Origin of the sequence: Maribacter sp. 6B07, assembly GCF_002700155.1 — a bacterium.
In the GTDB taxonomy this organism is placed as follows: domain Bacteria; phylum Bacteroidota; class Bacteroidia; order Flavobacteriales; family Flavobacteriaceae; genus Maribacter; species Maribacter dokdonensis.
Genome location: NZ_PDUT01000001.1, coordinates 1,931,729 through 1,950,817 on the forward strand (window position 1 = coordinate 1,931,729; position 19,089 = coordinate 1,950,817).

General features: G+C 36.7%; 16 protein-coding genes. 8 read left to right on the forward strand and 8 right to left on the reverse strand.

Features of this window, described 5'->3' with window-relative positions:
* Nucleotides 1-19: 19 nt before the first annotated feature.
* The gene (locus CSC80_RS08210) at nucleotides 20-1,834 is read right to left on the reverse strand and encodes a T9SS type B sorting domain-containing protein (RefSeq protein ID WP_180268589.1); all 1,815 of its coding nucleotides are present in this window, start codon (nucleotides 1,832-1,834) and stop codon (nucleotides 20-22) included.
* A 201-nt stretch (nucleotides 1,835-2,035) separates the two neighbouring features.
* Here CSC80_RS08210 and leuS point away from each other — a divergent pair, with 201 nt between their 5' ends.
* From leuS to CSC80_RS08225, 3 genes are all read left to right on the forward strand, one after another.
* Nucleotides 2,036-4,870, forward strand: coding sequence for a leucine--tRNA ligase (leuS, locus tag CSC80_RS08215; protein WP_099190965.1), 2,835 nt, complete (start codon nucleotides 2,036-2,038; stop codon nucleotides 4,868-4,870).
* A gap of 257 nt (nucleotides 4,871-5,127) precedes the next feature.
* Nucleotides 5,128-6,228 (forward strand): alanine dehydrogenase, encoded by a 1,101-nt coding sequence (ald, locus tag CSC80_RS08220; RefSeq protein ID WP_071340510.1) that lies wholly within the window; start codon nucleotides 5,128-5,130, stop codon nucleotides 6,226-6,228.
* 135 nt (nucleotides 6,229-6,363) lie between these two features.
* The gene (locus CSC80_RS08225) at nucleotides 6,364-7,059 is read left to right on the forward strand and encodes a zinc metallopeptidase (protein WP_091608554.1); all 696 of its coding nucleotides are present in this window, start codon (nucleotides 6,364-6,366) and stop codon (nucleotides 7,057-7,059) included.
* A 71-nt stretch (nucleotides 7,060-7,130) separates the two neighbouring features.
* Here CSC80_RS08225 and CSC80_RS08230 read toward each other — a convergent pair whose 3' ends face one another.
* From CSC80_RS08230 to CSC80_RS08245, 4 genes are all read right to left on the reverse strand, one after another.
* Entirely contained in the window at nucleotides 7,131-7,637 is a 507-nt protein-coding gene (locus CSC80_RS08230; protein ID WP_058104923.1) for a ferritin, read from the reverse strand.
* A gap of 110 nt (nucleotides 7,638-7,747) precedes the next feature.
* Nucleotides 7,748-8,062: a hypothetical protein gene (locus CSC80_RS08235; protein ID WP_071340507.1), complete on the reverse strand. Its 315-nt coding sequence runs from the start codon at nucleotides 8,060-8,062 to the stop codon at nucleotides 7,748-7,750.
* 38 nt (nucleotides 8,063-8,100) lie between these two features.
* A complete protein-coding gene (locus CSC80_RS08240) occupies nucleotides 8,101-8,571 on the reverse strand; it encodes an Lrp/AsnC ligand binding domain-containing protein (RefSeq protein WP_071340506.1) in 471 nt (156 codons plus the stop codon).
* Between the two features lie 153 nt (nucleotides 8,572-8,724).
* Nucleotides 8,725-10,098, reverse strand: coding sequence for a saccharopine dehydrogenase family protein (locus tag CSC80_RS08245; protein WP_091608557.1), 1,374 nt, complete (start codon nucleotides 10,096-10,098; stop codon nucleotides 8,725-8,727).
* 81 nt (nucleotides 10,099-10,179) lie between these two features.
* Here CSC80_RS08245 and CSC80_RS08250 point away from each other — a divergent pair, with 81 nt between their 5' ends.
* From CSC80_RS08250 to pckA, 4 genes are all read left to right on the forward strand, one after another.
* A complete protein-coding gene (locus CSC80_RS08250) occupies nucleotides 10,180-10,572 on the forward strand; it encodes a DUF423 domain-containing protein (protein ID WP_091609145.1) in 393 nt (130 codons plus the stop codon).
* A gap of 62 nt (nucleotides 10,573-10,634) precedes the next feature.
* The gene (locus tag CSC80_RS08255; protein WP_099190967.1) at nucleotides 10,635-12,101 is read left to right on the forward strand and encodes a DASS family sodium-coupled anion symporter; all 1,467 of its coding nucleotides are present in this window, start codon (nucleotides 10,635-10,637) and stop codon (nucleotides 12,099-12,101) included.
* Nucleotides 12,102-13,223: a glycerate kinase gene (locus tag CSC80_RS08260; RefSeq protein WP_091608559.1), complete on the forward strand. Its 1,122-nt coding sequence runs from the start codon at nucleotides 12,102-12,104 to the stop codon at nucleotides 13,221-13,223.
* A gap of 252 nt (nucleotides 13,224-13,475) precedes the next feature.
* Nucleotides 13,476-15,092, forward strand: coding sequence for a phosphoenolpyruvate carboxykinase (ATP) (gene pckA, locus CSC80_RS08265; RefSeq protein WP_091608562.1), 1,617 nt, complete (start codon nucleotides 13,476-13,478; stop codon nucleotides 15,090-15,092).
* Nucleotides 15,093-15,144: 52 nt separating this feature from the next.
* Here the strand turns inward: pckA and CSC80_RS08270 are convergent, their stop codons facing one another.
* Genes CSC80_RS08270 through CSC80_RS08280 form a run of 3 tightly spaced genes read right to left on the reverse strand, consistent with a single transcriptional unit; the run spans nucleotide 15,145 to nucleotide 18,187 of the window.
* Nucleotides 15,145-15,888, reverse strand: a complete 744-nt coding sequence (locus tag CSC80_RS08270) for a uroporphyrinogen-III synthase (protein WP_058104930.1) — start codon at nucleotides 15,886-15,888, stop codon at nucleotides 15,145-15,147.
* Between the two features lie 8 nt (nucleotides 15,889-15,896).
* Nucleotides 15,897-16,550, reverse strand: a complete 654-nt coding sequence (locus CSC80_RS08275; RefSeq protein ID WP_099190969.1) for a DUF4271 domain-containing protein — start codon at nucleotides 16,548-16,550, stop codon at nucleotides 15,897-15,899.
* Entirely contained in the window at nucleotides 16,550-18,187 is a 1,638-nt protein-coding gene (locus CSC80_RS08280; protein WP_236973346.1) for a glycosyltransferase family 39 protein, read from the reverse strand. The genes CSC80_RS08275 and CSC80_RS08280 overlap by 1 nt, the downstream gene beginning before the upstream one ends.
* Before the next feature lie 171 nt (nucleotides 18,188-18,358).
* On the opposite strand from CSC80_RS08280, the gene CSC80_RS08285 reads away from it, so the two are divergent.
* Nucleotides 18,359-19,087, forward strand: coding sequence for a polyprenol monophosphomannose synthase (locus tag CSC80_RS08285; RefSeq protein WP_091608564.1), 729 nt, complete (start codon nucleotides 18,359-18,361; stop codon nucleotides 19,085-19,087).
* The last annotated feature ends 2 nt before the right edge of the window (nucleotides 19,088-19,089 follow it).

The window sequence follows — 19,089 nt, forward strand, 5'->3', positions numbered from 1 at the left end:
GTACTTAAAAAAATAAGCCTTAACGTTTTAAACTAAAGTGCCCCTTAAATTGAGCCGTGTCTGCTTCAATTAGATACCAATAGTCATCTTCTGGCATATCTTCTCCATTAAAGGTGCCATCCCAAGAGGTGGCGTTTGTGTTCCCAAATTTTATAAGCTTGCCATAACGATCATAAATAGAAATGGTGATGTTGCTAAAAACCTCTAATCCGTCAGGTTCAAAAAAATCGTTGAACGTATCTCCATTTGGGGTAAAGAATTTTTGAATCACCAGATGATAAAAATCTTGGGTTACTACGCCGCAATCTGTATTGTCCCGCACGTAAATAGTATAAAATCCACCTTCAACAGCATCAAAAGTGGGGTTTGGTTGAAATGAAATTCCGTCTAGGGAATATTCAAAATTTCCATCATTAATAGTAGTTATGCGTATAGATGCTCCATCGGATATAATGTTGTCTATTCTGGGAAGATCTATTTGTTCCACATTAAAATTTCGTATAGTTGAGCAACCATTTGCATTGGTAATGACCACATTGTAATCGCCCGGTGTGGTAACATCAATTTGTTGTGTGGTTTCACCCGTGTTCCATTGATAGGCGACATTTTGAACCTCGGCATCTAAAGTGGTAAAAGAATCTTCACATAAAAATGTGCTCATGTCATCTGGTGCTATTGGTAAGGGGTTTACGGTGAGCGTTACCGCTGTTCTTGTGGTAGATGCACATACTATTTCAGTTGAGTTTGCTTCGGCATAATACGTGCCGCCGACACCAATTTCTAAATTTTGGCTATTGGATAAAATTAAATTTCCACCGGTAGGGGCGTCATACCAATTAACGGTGTAGTTATTTTGAGTGGCTACCGTTAATATTCCCAATTCTCCTTCACAGACCATAATGTCCCCGTTACTTGTTGGAGCTGCTGGTATAGGTAAAACGGTAATATCAAAAACATCGGACACCACATTGCAAAGATCGTTATTGACATTGACTACATCTTCGGCAATTTTTGTCCTGAAATAGGTAGTTGTGGTTACTAATGGGGTATCTAAAATGGCACTATTCTCACCAGGAATATCTGTCCAGTTTTGTTGGTCCGTACTATGCTGCCATTGGTAGGCGTGTGTGCTAAAAACAGAAGAATCTGGTGTAGCCGTAAGTGTTCTTGAGACTCCGCCTTGGGTTTCACATACCACTAAACTTACTTCATTAGATGGTGTTGAGACCGTAACGTTGTCTCCGCATGACCTAAATAAAATGTCATCTATGGCCAAATCGTTTCCGCAACCTCCATTACTATTGTTTCTCATTTTTAGAATGACCGATGTTTGTCCTGGTTCGGTTCTAAACACCAAGGCATATTGGTTCCACTCGGTGGTGCCGGTATTGAAAATATTTCCTGTATCACCTTGGGCTAAGAGATTAGTGTCCGTTTCGTCCCAAATTTGAAAACGAACGTTAACGGGTATACTGTTGCCTTCGCAGCTATTTGCAGGTTGAAGGTTAATGAGCCAAGAGGAAAATTCATAGGTAGTGTTTTCACATAATCCCGTAACCTCACGTTGATAGAACTCCCCGGCAGTAAAACTGGCATTGACGATAAATGCTTTTCCATTGGTGTCTCCAGGGGTATGATCCTGTAATGATAGCCAATCAAAGTAATTTGTGGTGCTAGAAATAGTATAATCCCCATCATTAGGGGTAAAGGCGGTAAAGTTATATGTGGTTGTGCCAGCGGGCAAAGCTGGGCCGTTATTTGTCCCGGCACCAAAATCTTCTGTAAAAATAGGGTCGCCAGAATTGCCACCGCAAAATCCTAATTGGGCTTTCATTTCTATGGAAACCAAACAGAATATGAAAAGTAAAAAGACTAATTTTTTGGGACACATTAATTTCACGATTGTAAGATACCAAATTTAGTCAATTGGCAATAGTTCTATAGTTTGTAGAAGTAAAGCTGTTAATTAGCAATATCTTTTTAACTCTCAACGATTCAACCTATTTTTGCCACTTACAGAAAAGAAGTAACTATCATGCAATACAATTTCAACGAAATTGAGGCCAAATGGCAAAAATACTGGGCAGAAAACCAAACATTTAAAGCGGAGAATAATTCTGAAAAGGAAAAATTTTATGTGCTGGATATGTTCCCTTATCCTTCTGGTGCGGGACTCCATGTTGGTCATCCGTTAGGGTATATTGCCAGTGATATTTATGCACGTTACAAAAGACATAAAGGTTTTAATGTATTGCATCCGCAAGGGTATGATTCTTTTGGGTTGCCTGCAGAGCAATATGCCATACAAACAGGTCAGCATCCTGCAATAACCACTGCAGCCAATATTAAAACATATAGAAGGCAATTAGATCAATTAGGTTTCTCTTTTGATTGGAGCAGGGAAGTAAGAACTTCTAGTCCGGAGTATTATAAATGGACACAGTGGATATTCATTCAAATATTCAATTCTTGGTATAATACCGATACGGATAAGGCGGAAGATATAGATACTTTAATTTCAGTATTTGAGGCAGAAGGCAATGCCAATGTAAATGCGGTTTGCGATGATGATATTGCTATTTTTTCTGCGGAGGACTGGACCAATTTTTCTGATGTTGAAAAGCAAGAAATTCTTTTAAAATATAGATTAACTTATTTGGCGGATACCGAGGTAAACTGGTGCCCGGCATTGGGTACGGTTTTGGCAAATGACGAAATAGTGAACGGAGTGTCAGAACGTGGAGGTCACCCTGTGGTTCGTAAAAAGATGACCCAGTGGAGCATGCGTATATCTGCCTATGCACAACGTTTGTTAGACGGACTGGATAAGATAGATTGGCCCCAGCCCTTGAAAGATTCGCAAACGAATTGGATAGGTCGATCTCAAGGTGCATCGGCTATTTTTAATGTGAAAGACCATGATGAAAAAATAGAAGTGTTTACTACTCGCCCCGATACTATTTTCGGAGTCTCTTTTATGACTTTGGCGCCAGAGCACGAATTGGTAGGTAAAATAACTACGGCAGAGCAAAAAGCTGAGGTAGAGGCATATATTGAAGCAACGGCAAAACGTAGCGAGCGTGATCGTATGGCAGATGTAAAAACCATTTCCGGTGCATTTACAGGTGCCTATGCAGAGCACCCATTTACAAAAGGGCCTATTCCTATTTGGATCGGTGATTATGTATTAGCGGGTTATGGAACAGGCGCGGTAATGTCCGTGCCATGTGGTGATCAGCGCGATTATGACTTTGCAAAGCATTTTAATATTCCGATACCGAATATTTTTGAGGGAGTTGATATCTCTGAAGAAGCTTTTGCCGATAAGGATAAAACAATAATTGCCAACTCTGATTTCTTAAACGGATTGCCGTATAAGAAAGCCATGAAATTGGCAATCTATGAGTTGGAGAAAATAGGACATGGTGAAGGAAAAATAAATTATCGTTTGCGCGATGCTGTTTTTAGTCGCCAAAGATATTGGGGAGAACCTTTCCCTGTATATTATGTAGATGGTATGCCGCAGATGATCGCAAAAGAACATTTGCCGATTGAGTTACCGGAAGTGGAAAAGTATTTGCCAACCGAAACCGGCGAACCACCATTAGGTAACGCTGAGGTATGGGCTTGGGATACCGTTGCCAATAAGGTAGTGAATAATAGCGAGATAAATAATACCACTGTATTTCCGCTAGAGTTGAATACTATGCCTGGTTGGGCGGGTAGTTCGCAGTATTTTAATAGGTATATGGATCCGCATAATAGCGAAGAAATATTCTCAGAGAAAGCCATTAATTACTGGCAAGATGTAGATTTATATATAGGTGGAAGCGAGCACGCAACAGGTCACTTATTGTACTCTCGTTTTTGGCAAAAATTCATGTTCGATAAAGGTTTGGTGCCTAAAGATGAGTTTGCTAAAAAGCTGATCAACCAAGGAATGATTACGGGGACTAGTGCTTTTGTATATAGAGATGAGGATGGAAAAACATTGATTTCTAAAGGCTTAATAGAAGGAAGAAATGTAACTCCAATTCACGCAGATGTATCATTAGTAAATGCATCGGACGAGTTGGATATTCAAGGATTTAAAAGTTGGAGGGATGAATTTGCTGATGCGGAATTTATCACTGAAGAGGATGGAACATTTAAAGTAGGTCGCGAAGTCGAAAAAATGTCCAAATCCAAATACAACGTAGTAAATCCAGATGCTATTTGTGAAGAATATGGGGCGGACAGTCTGCGCTTGTATGAAATGTTCTTAGGTCCGTTAGAGCAATCTAAACCTTGGAACACGGCAGGTATCACCGGAGCACATGGTTTCTTAAAGAAATTATGGAAATTGTACACGCCATTTTTAGATGAAACCGCGATCGCTGAGCATAGCCGAAGTGAAGAAGAGCCTTCTAAAGAATCTTGGAAAACATTGCACAAGACCATTAAAAAGGTAGAAGAGGATATTGAAAACTTCAGTTTCAATACATCGGTATCTACTTTCATGATCTGTGTAAATGAACTTTCAGCTCAAAAATGTGTCAGCAGAAAAGTATTGGAGCCATTGGCTATATTGGTATCGCCATATGCGCCACATATTGCGGAAGAATTGTGGAGCAAATTGGGTCATTCAGAGTCTATTGCTACGGCACCATTCCCAAAATTTGAAGAAAAGTATATCAAAGAAAGTGATAAAGAATATCCGATATCCTTTAACGGTAAAATGAAATTTACCATGCAGTTGTCTTTAGATTTAAATAAAGACGAAATAGAGGCGGCGGTTATGTCACATGAAAAAACCCAACAACAATTGGCAGGGCGTACTCCTAAAAAGGTGATTGTAGTACCTGGTAAAATTGTAAATATCGTTGGTTAATTCTTAGGTAGTATAACTAGAAAAGAGGCAATGGGAATTGCCTCTTTTTTTTGCGTTAAATATTCATCAAGGTAATAGCTAATTTTTGAAGTTTAATTGAATTATTTATCACTAAATGAAATGCACCCCCTAAAAAATAGGGGTATAGTGGTTATAAAATGATAATTATGACATGAGACCCCTGTGTTTTATCGAATTATTGTTTGATATATGACTAATTAGTATCAATTTTGCAGTGTAATATAAAATGATAAATCATGATTGTTGGTATTCCAAAAGAAATTAAGAACAATGAAAGCAGGGTAGGTATGACGCCGGCCGGTGTTTTCGAATTGGTAAAGAACAACCACAAAGTATATGTACAGTCAGAGGCTGGTGAAGGCAGTGGTTTTTTCAATCAAGATTATCAACAAGCTGGTGCAATTATTCTTGATACGATCGGTCAGGTATATGCCATGAGCGAAATGATCGTAAAGGTAAAAGAGCCTATAGAAGAAGAGTACGATCTAATTCAAGCAGGGCAAATACTATTTACATATTTTCATTTTGCATCTAGTGAGGCATTGACAAAGGCAATGATCAAACAAAAAGCTATTTGTATAGCGTATGAAACCGTTGAAGATGAAGAGGGTACATTGCCACTTTTAACGCCCATGTCAGAGGTTGCAGGTAGAATGGCCATACAACAAGGTGCAAAATATTTGGAGAAACCCGTAAAAGGACGTGGGGTACTTTTGGGAGGTGTTCCAGGTGTTGCTCCAGGTAAGGTTTTGGTGTTGGGTGCAGGTGTAGTGGGTATACAAGCTGCTAAAATGGCAGCAGGCCTAGGTGCGCATGTTACTATTTTGGATATTAACATGAAGCGCTTGCGTTATGTAAATGATGTAATGCCGCCACATGTGGTAACAGAATTCTCAAACGAGTTTAATATTAGAAAATTAATTAAAACGCACGACTTAATTATAGGAGGTGTTTTGTTGAAAGGTGCTAAAGCTCCTAATTTGATTACTAGAGACATGTTGAAAGAAATGAGACCAGGAACTGTAATCGTGGATGTTGCCGTAGATCAAGGCGGATGCGTTGAAACTACCAGGCCTACCACGCATGAAGATCCTATTTATATCATTGATGATGTGGTACACTATTCTGTAGCTAATATGCCAGGTGCGGTACCTTATACGTCTACCATGGCATTGACCAATGTAACTTTGCCTTACGCATTAAAGTTGGCTAATTTGGGTTGGGAAGCAGCCTGTGAAAAAGATGCATCTTTACATAAGGGATTAAATATTGTAGAAGGCAAAGTGGTATATCAAGAGATAATGGAAGCTTTTGGTTGGGAAGAGATTGTAGCCTAATCTGTACAAATTGTCAGTAAAATATGCCTCGTCATATCCGAAAGGAATTTGGCGGGGTTTTTGCTTTTATACATGTAGATTCATATTTAAGTATGAATCTTTAGTATATTTAATCGATTTAAAATTAGAAAAGTTATGATGGGATATTATATATTGATCGGGGCTATAGCTTTGGTCAGCTGGTTAGTTAGTAATAAATTAAAGAGTAAGTTCAAGCATTATTCTAAGGTGCATTTGCAAAATGGAATGAGTGGTGCCGAGATTGCTGAAAAGATGTTGGCGGATCATGGCATACGCGATGTAAAAGTGGTATCTACTGCTGGTATGCTTACAGATCACTACAACCCAAAAAATAAAACGGTCAACTTAAGCGAAGGTGTGTATAATCAAAGAAATGCTGCTGCAGCTGCGGTAGCCGCTCACGAAGTAGGGCATGCCGTACAGCATGCACAAGCCTATGAGTGGTTGGGTATGCGATCTAAATTGGTACCTATTGTTAGTGTAACCTCTGGGATGTCTATGTGGGTTGTGTTTGGTGGTTTGGCATTGGGTGCTGCTGCCGGTGTTGGTTTTGGTTATTGGGTAGCTGTTGCCGGTCTAATAATGATGGGTATGGCAACACTGTTCAGTTTTGTAACCTTGCCTGTTGAATATGATGCAAGTAATAGGGCATTGGCATGGCTTAAGAATAAGAACGTTGTTACCCCACAAGAGTTTGAAGGCTCAGAGGATGCTCTAAAATGGGCGGCACGTACATATTTAGTTGCTGCTATTGGGTCATTGGCAACTTTGGTCTACTGGGGACTTCAAGTATTTGGAGGCAGAGACTAAACATAAAGTATAGGTATAAAAAAAAGGGAGCTTGCAAAAGTAAGCTCCCTTTTTTAAGTTAGATAAGTTATTTATTTAATACGCTCATCAATTAATTTAAGGGCAATTCCTTCTCTACCGATTACTTCAAATAGGTCTAGAATATCTCTCATAGATTTCTCTTCTTCTAATTGTTCTTTTACAAACCACTGTAAGAAATTCTCAACAGCAAAATCTTCGGTCTTTTTCGCCAAAGAAATGATTTTGTTGATCGAATTGGTTACGGCAATTTCTTGCTCTAATGCAGTTTCAAAAATTTCCTCTAAAGAAGAGAAGTCATGATTTATATTCGATATTTCCGGTGAAATTGCATTGCCACCACAATCGTTGATGAATTTGAAAATTTTCATCATGTGTTCACGTTCTTCATTTGCTTGTCGGTAGAAAAATTCTGCACTACCGGTATATGAATGCTGATCACACCATGATGCCATTGCTAAATAAGATGAAGAAGCCTTGCCTTCCATCTGTATTTGGTCATTAAGGGCATCTAAAGATGTTACCTTAATACTCATGTTTAATCTCGCTATATCTTTCATTACTCTTAAAATTTAGTATAAAAGTAACGACTATAATATGAATTATAGTATTTGGGTCTTAATTTGAATTTGATTTAAGACCAATTATAAATAAGAAAACTGGGTAAACTTTAAGATGTGGTTACTATGTGGTCTATATCAAGCGATATAAAACTATAGTCTACCAACGTTTTTAAGTCTAAAAGCTCAATGGTATTTAATATGAATAAGTGCTCTTTGTTGCAAAGCATTAATACTTCAAAACCATGTTTGTTAAGGTCAGAATCAAAATGATTTTCTATTGAAATATTTTGCACTTTGTTGCGTAGGGCAAGCAACTGGCAAAAAGATAATTTAATGGTCTTTTGGTTCATGTCAAGGTAATGACATTTCTCTTTATCGGATTGATAAAGCGTATAAAATTTAGATTGAAAAACCACTTTCATAGGGCAAATCTAAAGCTTATTTAGATTAAATCAAAATATTAAATAGTGATTTGCCTGTCGATCTGTTGTGCCAATGAAATAAAGGTTTCTGTTCTTGAAACTCCCTCTATTGCTTGAATTTCCTTGTTTAACACTTGCATTAAATGTTCGTTGTCACGACAAAGTACTTTAATTAGAATAGACCAGTTTCCGGTAGTATAATGGCACTCTAACACTTCGGGTATTTTTTCAAGTTGTTTCACTGCCATTGGGTTGCTCATAGCTTTATCTAAATAAATGCCAATATACGCCATGGTAGTATAACCCAATGATTTGGGATTGACAATAAATTTAGAACCGGATAAAAGTCCAGAAGCTTCTAGTTTTCTTAGTCGCTGATGTATTGCCGCCCCAGATATGCCAATACTTCTAGCAATTTCTAGTACTGGTTTACGAGCGTCTTCCATTAGAAATCGTAAGATCTTTTTGTCAATTCCGTCAATTTTAGCCAAAGAAGTAGGTGTTTTCATATATCGTTAAATCAATAACCCCAATCCATAGATTGGAGGTGAGCTTATGAATATGTTTATTATTTCAAGGAAAGCCTTAAAGAAATTGCATCCTCAATAAGGAATCAAAACATAAATGTACTTATTTGGTTTCAGAATGATAGTTAAAATACCTTATGTAATTACAGAATTGGGGTTGTACCCTAAATAAGGTACCTCATATTCCTTGAAATTTACACCATAAGTTTCCAGTTCCTTCAATATAGGTTCATAAACCTCTTTAGAAATGGGTATTTGAACTCCCGGTGTTGTTATTTCGCCATTAAGTATTTTTAATGCTGCCATGGCTACGGGTAAACCAACTGTTTTTGCCATTGCGGTAAAGGTTTGGTTCTCACCTGTTACCACCAATTTAGAATCAATTTGTTTTTTTTCTCCATCTAATTCATAACCAAATTTATGGTACATAACGATCATATCTTTTTCTTCGGCTTTAAGTGTCCAGCTATCTTCAAGAATTTTTTGAAGTGCCTGAGCTGGGGTAGCGTTTGGTATACCTAGTACTTTAGTTTGATCAAATATGTTGAGTTCAAGTAATTTATCCCATCGAATATCATCTTGGTCAAGTTTTAAGTAATGTCTTAGTTTAAGTTCTACGGAATCTGTAGGAGAATAAGGAAGAAATAGGTTAATGAATTCCCTGTAACTCATGTTTTCTGAGTTCTCAATGGAGTAAGTGTCATCTGTAACCCCTAATTGTATAAACATGTTCCATGCTTTGGAAAATCCTACACGGCGCATGGTACCTCTATATATGGTTAGGGCGTCTTGTAATTGGTAAGCTTCTCTATAGTTCAGTGAATCACGGTTGGCGTAACCTTCAAATCTTCCGTAACCTTCAATTTCAAAAAATTCTGTTCTTCTAAAAAGTCTGTGGTAGGGTATGTATTTATAGGTGCCTTCCTGTATAAACTTAGCCGTGCCACCTTGTCCTGCGAGCACTACATTTCTTGGGTTCCAAGTAAATTTATAGTTCCATAGGTTGTTATCATGTTCAGGGGCAACAAGACCGCCACAAAAAGATTCAAACAGTATAATTTTGCCTCCTTTTTCACGAATACGGTCTATAACTTGCATGGCACTCATATGGTCAACCCCTGGATCTAAACCTATTTCGTTCATAAAAACCAATCCGTTTTCCTTTACCTTATCATTTAAGCCCAATAATTGAGGGCTAACGTAGGATGCTGTGACCAAATGCTTCTTCAGTTGAACACAATCTTCTGCAACCTTAATGTGGAAATGGGCAGGTAGCATAGAAATAACCAAGTCAGAAGCTGCAATAGAATCCTTTCGCTCCGTGTCATTAAAAATATCTAAACCAATAACGGTACAATGGCTATGATTGGCAATAGAAGTTGGTATGGCGGCAGGATTTATATCGCCAATAGTAATATGTAGATTTTCTGTGGTTGCTTTGCCTAATAGGTAGTCTAATAAATAGGAGGTAGATTTACCTGCGCCTATAACAAGAATTTTTCGCATCATACGATTTCAGTATTTTTGATTGGTAAGGATTTACTAAGGTATCAAATTGTTACATTTATAAAAAAAGTTATAGTTAAAGTTATGAAAAAAACAATTTTAACAACTGCATGCGTATTTGGAATGCTGGCGGTGGTGTTTGGAGCTTTTGGTGCACATGGGTTGAAGAAATTGGTAGATACCCAAGCAGTGACGACGTTTGAAACCGGGGTAAGGTATCAAATGTATCATGCTTTTTTCTTATTTGCGCTTGGTCTGTTGCCAAAAGAATTTCTAAAGTCAGAAAAAACAATTTATATATGCACGGTTATAGGAGTGCTATTGTTTTCATTCTCCATATACCTGTTGTCTTTGAATTCGCTATTTAGTATTGACCTCAAGGTAATTGGACCACTAACACCGATCGGAGGACTTTTCTTGATGGCGGCATGGTTGATCTTGGGTTATAATATATTAAGGTCTAAAATTGTGAAATAGCCGGCTAAATAGCCCTAGTTAGTTCTTAAATAACGTATTTTCAACCCGTTAATGGTGCTTTTATGAGTAAAACTAAATTATTGGGTCTGGTTTTGGGTCCTGTTTCCTTTATACTTATTCTGTTCTTTTTTCGTCCCGAAGGTTTGTCCGTACAGGCAAATGCCGTATTGGCATCTACCATTTGGATAGCTATTTGGTGGATAACCGAAGCAATTCCTATTGCGGTAACTGCATTGCTGCCCTTGGTGTTGTTTCCGTTATCAGGTGGTTTGGATCTATCGTCAACATCTGGCGCGTTTGGTCATAAGTATGTCTTTTTATATATGGGGGGCTTTATAATCGCCATTGCAATAGAAAAATGGAATCTACATAGAAGAATAGCGCTGAATATTATCAATTTAATAGGTTCTGATATTAGAAAGATAATTTTAGGTTTTATGATGGCAACTGCATTTTTGTCCATGTGGATCTCCAATACGGCTACGGCAGTGATGATGTTGCCCATTGGCTTGGCTATAATTAAACAATTACAGGATAACCCAGATATCGTAGAAGATGAAAACCAGACCTTTGGTAAGGCATTGATGCTGGCAATAGCCTACAGTGCATCTATTGGTGGTGTTGCAACCTTAATAGGTACTCCGCCCAATTTAGTGTTGGCAGGGGTGATATTGGATACCTATGGTTATGAAATAACGTTTATGCAATGGTTTGCTTTTGGTTTGCCTATTTCCATTATCCTAATTTTTATCTGTTGGAAATACTTGACCAAATATGCCTTTAGCTTTAAACAAAAGTCTTTTCCGGGCGGGAAACAAGAAATACAACGCTTATTGTCAAGTCTTGGCAGAATAACATATGAAGAAAAGATCGTTGCCTTGGTATTTGCCTTGACCGCATTCTGTTGGATTACACGGTCAGTTTTATTACAAAAACTGCTACCAGCGCTTGATGATACCATAATAGCCATATTTTTTGCTATTGTGTTGTTTTTAATTCCTTCAAAGAAAAAAGATGAGCAATTGATCAACTGGGAAGAGGCGGTAAAAATGCCTTGGGGAATTATTCTACTTTTTGGAGGCGGTATGGCCTTGGCCAAAGGTTTTGAATCTAGTGGACTTGCCGAGTGGATAGGTAGTCAAATGACAACTTTATCGGGTCTACCAATACTTATACTCATATTGGTATTGATAGCTTCGGTCAATTTTTTAACCGAGATAACCTCTAACTTGGCTACGACCGCAATGTTACTGCCGGTATTGGCGCCAATGGCCTTGACTATAGACGTGCACCCTTTTGTGTTAATGGTAGGGGCGGCGGTTGCGGCATCATGTGCTTTTATGTTGCCGGTTGCCACACCACCCAATGCTGTAGTCTTTGGTTCTGGTTACCTACGAATTCCGGATATGGTAGGTAAGGGTTTATTTATGAATATAATTTCTATTTTTATATTGACCTTTTTTGTATATTTTATTCTCCCAGAATTATGGGATATCTCAATAAATAGTTTCCCCCAGAAATTTAAATAAATGAAACTATTACTAATTCCAGATAAATTTGAAGGCTCTCTAACGAGTGAAGCTTTCGCAGATGCATTTGTTTCCGGTATGAAAAAATTAGGGAAGCCTTTTAGTACCCAGTATATTAAGGCAACCGATGGTGGAGAAGGGTTTTTAAATACCGTAGCAAAATATAGGCCATGTATTTCTGTTGATGTAATCAGTGAAAACCCAAAAGGTGAGCCAATACGATCGTACTATCTATATAATAAGCAGAGTAATTCCGCATATATAGAATTGGCAAATACTTCTGGTCTGCAATTGTTGTCCTATGATGAGCGAAACCCAATGCTTACTAGTACTTATGGAACAGGATTACAAATAAAAGATGCTATAGAGAAAGGTATTAAACATATTTATATAGGTCTTGGCGCAAGTGCTACCAATGATGGTGGAATTGGGATAGCCAGTGCTCTTGGATATGATTTTTTAGATGATAAGGGAGAAGTGCTAATGCCTTTGGGGTCAAGTTTGCAATTAATTAAATCCATAGATGAATCTAGAGTTATAGCACAATTGAAAGATGTAGACATTTTTATGGTACATGATGTTGCTAATCCATTATTTGGTAAAGACGGTGCAGCTTTTGTTTATGCAAAATATAAAGGGGCAAGCGAAAATTCTATAATGGAATTGAATAAGGGTTTAATAAGGCTGAACAAAGTAGTTTCAGAAAAATATAAAGTATTTTATAATGATTTGCCGGGTGCAGGGGCTGCGGGTGGAGCAGCTTTTGGGTTGAAAACGTTTTTAGGTGCCAAAGGTTTGGGAGCCATGGACTTTAGTGTTGAATTATCTGGATTAAAACAACTTTTGAATCAAGAAAAATTTGATTATATCATAACTGGCGAAGGTAAAATAGATGAGCAAAACCTGAACAGTAAATTATTACAAGGAGTAATTAAACTTGGTAAAAATTATAAAATCCCAGTAATCACAATTTGTGGAGCACTACAAATATCAAAAGATGCTTTAAAGGGTAAAGGTGTTTTTGATGTATTGGAAATACAAGATACCAGTAAGGATCTTGATTATAATATGAAGAATGCCGCCCAACTTTTATCCGCTAAAACTGCAGAATATTTCATCTAAAAATTAGTAAAAAAAAGTCGTTTTTTTATTTATTTCTTAAAATTTTAAGGTGTAAATAACAATAATGCAATTATAATACGTTATTGCTTTATAATGTGTATTGAAAAATATAAAGTGCCTGCGAATAATTTTCCTTTTTACTCAATCTTTAATTGAATTCGTATTTCTTCGTGAAAAGGTGCTAATTGGACTCTGAAAATCAGAGGTTCAGCTTTTATTTTTTTAGTTTTACACGAACAAATTTTCTAAAGCATGAAAAGCTCAATGACAAATGCGAATACCATATCCCTGAAAAATTATGGGATTACACACGCCAATTTTCATTATCAAGAAACCCCTGAACAGCTTCAAAAAGCAACTCTGGAAATGGACATGGGAGTTGAAACCAGTAACGGAACACTTGCGGTCAAAACCGGTGAATTTACAGGTAGGTCTCCTTTGGATAGATTTATAGTTAAAGATGATATCACAAAAGATAAGGTCTGGTGGGGTAATATCAACATTGCATTTGAAAAAGAAAAATTTGATGCACTATATACTAAGGTAATAGACTATTTAAACGAAAAAGAACTTTTTGTTAGAGATAGTTATGCTTGTGCAGATGAAGATTATAAACTGAATATAAGGGTCATTAATGAGTATCCTTGGTCTAATATGTTTGCGTATAATATGTTTTTACGACCAACCGAAGCCGAATTGGAAGATTTTACTCCGGAATGGACGGTAATCAATGCACCTGGCTTTATGGCAGATCCTGCTGTTGATGGTACAAGACAACATAACTTTGCTATTTTAAATTTCACCGATAAAATTGCTTTGATCGGTGGTACGGGTTATACGGGTGAGATTAAAAAAGGAATTTTCTCTGCATTGAACTTTATTTTACCGGTATATAAAGAAACATTGCCAATGCATTGCTCGTCAAATGTTGGTGAGGATGGTGATACAGCAATCTTTTTTGGACTATCAGGCACGGGTAAAACAACCTTGTCAACTGATCCCAATAGAAAACTAATAGGTGATGATGAACACGGTTGGACCAGTAGAAATACCGTTTTTAATTTTGAAGGCGGTTGTTATGCCAAGGTGATTAACTTGTCTGAAGAGCAAGAGCCAGAAATTTATGGTGCCATTAAGCCAGGGGCAATTCTGGAAAATGTGGTTTTAGATGATAAGGGTAATGTTGATTTTTCAGATACTTCAATTACTCAAAATACAAGGGTGAGTTATCCAATTCATCATATTGATAATATTCAGCAGCCATCAATTGGTAAGAATGTGAAGAATATTTTCTTTTTGACTGCTGATGCTTTTGGTGTGCTACCTCCAATATCTAAATTAACTCCTAGTCAAGCTGCATACCACTTTATTTCTGGTTATACGGCAAAGGTGGCAGGTACAGAAGCTGGTGTTGTAGAGCCGGTACCATCATTTTCTGCATGTTTTGGAGCTCCGTTTATGCCTTTGCACCCAACTAAGTATGCAGAAATGCTAAGTAAGAAAATGAAAGAGTCTGGTGTAGATGTATGGCTTGTAAATACGGGTTGGACAGGTGGTCCTTATGGAGTGGGAACTCGAATGAAATTAAAGTATACAAGAGCAATGATCTCAGCTGCCTTAAGTGGAGAGTTAGGTCTTTATTCTTATGATAAATACCATATACATTCAGTATTCGGTGTTGCACAGCCAAGAGAGTGTCCTGGGGTGCCAACATCGGTTTTGAGTCCTAGAGCTACTTGGAACGATGATGAAAAATATTACACCACTGCGTTTAAGTTGACAAATGCTTTTAGGGAAAACTTTAAAAAGTTTGAAAGTTATGCCAGTGAAGAAATAAGAAGGGGCGGACCACAACGGTACGCGTTTTAGGAGATAAAAAAAAGCCTTGCATTGCAAGGCTTTTTTTTATGTATGTAGTTCGTTATTTGTTAACGCTCATAATATATTTCTGTAACGCCATAGTCATAGATGGTGTTTCTGGCGTAGGGGCTTTAATATCTATTCTTAACCCTGCGTCTGTTGCAGCATCTACCGTAGAATTTCCAAATACGGCTATTCTAGTATTTTTCTGGTCAAAATCTGGAAAGTTCTGTAGTAAAGATTCAATACCGGACGGACTAAAGAAAACTAAAATGTCATAATAAACATTTCTTAGATCGGACAAGTCGCTTATAACGGTTTTGTAAAAAATTGCTCTTTTCCAATTGATGCCTAAAGATTCTAATGTTTCTGGCACATCTGGCTTTAATACATCAGAAGAAGGAAGTAGGAATTTTTCATCTTTGTACTTCTTGATCAATGGTACCAAATCGGCAAATAATCTTTTTCCAACGTATATTTTACGTTTTCTATAGACCACGTATTTTTGAAGGTAATAGGCAACCGCTTCAGATTGGCAGAAGTATTTCATTGAATCTGGCACTTTAAAGCGCATTTCATCCGCAATTCTAAAGAAATGATCTACTGCATTTCTACTGGTTAAGATAATCGCAGTAAAATCGTTCAGATCTATCTTTTGCTGGCGAACTGTTTTTGCGTCAACTCCTTCTACATGAATGAACGGTCTAAAATCAACCTTTACTTTCTCTTTGTCGATAAGCTTGGAATAGGGGGAGTTTTCCATTTTTGGCTCAGGTTGAGAGACCAAAATCGTTTTTACTTTCATATGCTGCACTATTTTAGAAAGCTTCCCATAATAACTAAGGGTGCAATTTCGAGTGCGCAAAGGTACAAAATAAAATAGAAAAAATAGGTGCTTATAAATTTTTGATAGTTGTTCAGAACTGTTATCCAACCAATTATATTGATAACTAAAAATAAAATTAAAGCTATGATTATGATAATTTTTGAGTCTATAAAAACATAAGCTAAAAATACGTTGGCTATAAACAGAATAATGCTAGAATAATTTAAGTAAGTTAATTTCTTAAATATCAGCTCGTTAAACGTATTGTATGAATTAAAAATGAATCCGTTAAAAAGCTGAGCCATGGTTTTTGTACCAATAAATAAGAAAACCCCTGCAAGTAGTAAAGGAAAAATATATGGGTTTTTTGCTTCGGTAGGATTAAAATAAGAACGCCAAATAAAAAAAATAAAAAGTGTAGAATTGATCACTTGAAACACGCTCATTAGAAAATGAAACCAATTAAACAGTTTTTCTTTCTTGGTGTACATGCTAATGTACTTGTTGTTAAACGGTAGTATTATAAAATTTAAAAAACGTGGATAATAGATGCTTTTTGCAATTATAGGGAACAAAAGACTAGCCATAAGGGTTATGGTAATCCAATCGGTTTGTCCAAATGTTCTTGCAATGGGTTCCATTATTTTACGGGAATTGGTTTTCCGTTTAGACCGTATAAAAGGTCATTTTCAGAAATCACAACCCTAAAGTAGCCAATATTTTCTGTTTTAGTTTTTGGTAGCTGAAATTTAAATACCGTAGTATCTTGCTTTTTCAAAGTTGTAATGTCATTAAGCAAAGTTTCTGGGGATATTCGTAAGGTTTCTAATGGATGTTTATAGTTATCCATGTACGTCACGGCAAATTTCAGTTTTTTAAGGTCTATGTCTTCTTTGTAAGGATTATATACTTTTAGGTCTATAGCCTTATCCGTATGCAATTTTACCTCATCATCTTCAATAATACAATCTAATTTGCGGTATGATTGAAAGTTAGATATGTATTTACCTTTGTAGAGTCCGCCATCTTCTCTTGAATAGGTAAATGCAGGGTTGTTTAAATATTTAGAAACATAGGCAACATCTTTACCGCGCACTTGCTCTTCTGTATCGTTTATAGAATATTGGTTTTTACGGTACATAAAGTTGTTTAAGGAAAACGTAGGTGTGCCATTTGTATAAAATGAATACATGGGGGCGTTTCTGTACGAATTTTCAAACACTACCGGTATGTTACCAACCTCATCTTCAATGGCTTTTGCCCATTCTTTATTGCCGTGGCTTTCATAATAGAAATTAAAGAGCAAGGGCTGGTAGGCAAGTCCCATTCTCAAATAAAGTATTAAAACGGTATTGATGAGTCCTAATCTAAAAATCCAAGTTAAGGCTTGTTTGTTTTGTAGCATGTAGTTAAAAGCAATAACTACAAGAGGTATACAGACAATGATGATCCATTGTGTTTGTACTCTTCTATTGAAGCTAGAAATAAAAAAGAAAATCAAAACTCCGTAAGTAAGATATATTAGAGCTTTATTAAAGAGATCGTTGCCTTTGGTTTTAAAAAGTGCCTTATAGATAAAAGGAAAAGTTAGACCAAAGATAGCAACCAAGTTTACGAGAAAACCTAAAGTGTATTTTTCAAAACTATAAGCCGCATTGGGGCGTTCGTATAAATGATATTTAATGGATACAAAATCATTTTCATAAAGCCAGTAAAAATGGGGAGCATAACAACCTAATGCAACTATGACCGCTAACCAAGCATATTTGTTGGTAGTAAGTTTTAGGTTTGATAATAGCACAAAGAAAATTACCAAAACGGCATGATACTTACTGTACATTAACGCGGCCATAAAAACACCCATTAAAATAGCCAGTACCCAAGTGTTTTTTTTGATGAAATGCTTATATGTCAACAAAAAACAACTTGTAAAAAATAAGAGAGGCGTATCTGGTAGGGTGAAAAAACCGTAGGCATTTAGCAGTGTCATGGAAAAAACCAGAACAAAATAGTGGGTAATGTAATCGTTCTTTTTTGGATTGTCTATCATTAACCACAGTAGAATAATATTGACGGCAGAAAGAATGCAGCTCATAAAGCGTACGCCAAGCTCACCATTAAAAAAGAAACTGCTGAGTTTTACCAGTAGGGCCACCATGGGTGGATGATCAAAATAGCCCCATGCCATTTTTTGGCTGTAATACCAGTAGTAAGCTTCATCAAAAATGAGTTGCGTAAAACTAGATTGAACAAGGTTTAGAATGAAAATTGCAGCCAAAAAAAAGTAAAACTGCTTAGGTATTTTAGTCAACATTTGCATAAAGTACTAAGTGGTAAAATTACAAATTTAAGACTACCTACCTAGTTTAAATATTTCATAAAGATATTGTAGGCCATTTTAAGACGACTTTTAAAACCTTACTTTTGTCCAAACACCTAGAATTATCTTATGTCCAGTAGTATAGTAATCATACCTACTTATAATGAAATAGAAAATGTAGAGGCTATAATTAGGGCTGTATTTGTGTTGCAGAAAGAGTTTCATGTACTTATAGTAGATGATAATTCGCCAGATAAAACAGGAGATTGCGTTTGTGGACTGCAAGAAGAGTTTAAAGGAAGACTCTTTTTAGAAACTAGATTGGAGAAATCTGGTTTAGGTACGGCTTATATTCACGGTTTTAAATGGGCAATTGCAAAAGGCTACGATTATATTTTTGAGATGGATGCGGATTTCTCGCACACTCCATCAGACTTGTTAAGGCTTTTAAAGGCTTGTGAGAACGGCGCGGATCTTGCAGTGGGGTCTCGTTATAAAAAAGGGGTAAATGTGGTGAACTGGCCTTTGTATAGGGTATTGTTATCCTATGGTGCATCAATTTATGTAAAGTTGGTCACCGGTATGCGGGTAGATGATCCAACAGCGGGTTTTGTTTGTTATAGGAGAGAGGTGTTAGAAGCTATCAACCTAGACTCGGTTCGTTTTGTAGGCTACGCATTTCAAATAGAAATGAAATTTAGGGCGTACTTAAAACATTTTAAGATAGAAGAAGTTTCCATTATTTTTAGAGATCGGGTATTGGGAAAATCAAAAATGAGCTCGTCAATCATTAGTGAAGCGATTTGGGGAGTGTTTATAATGAAAATGAGAAGTTTATTTCTGAAAAATAAGTTTTAAAT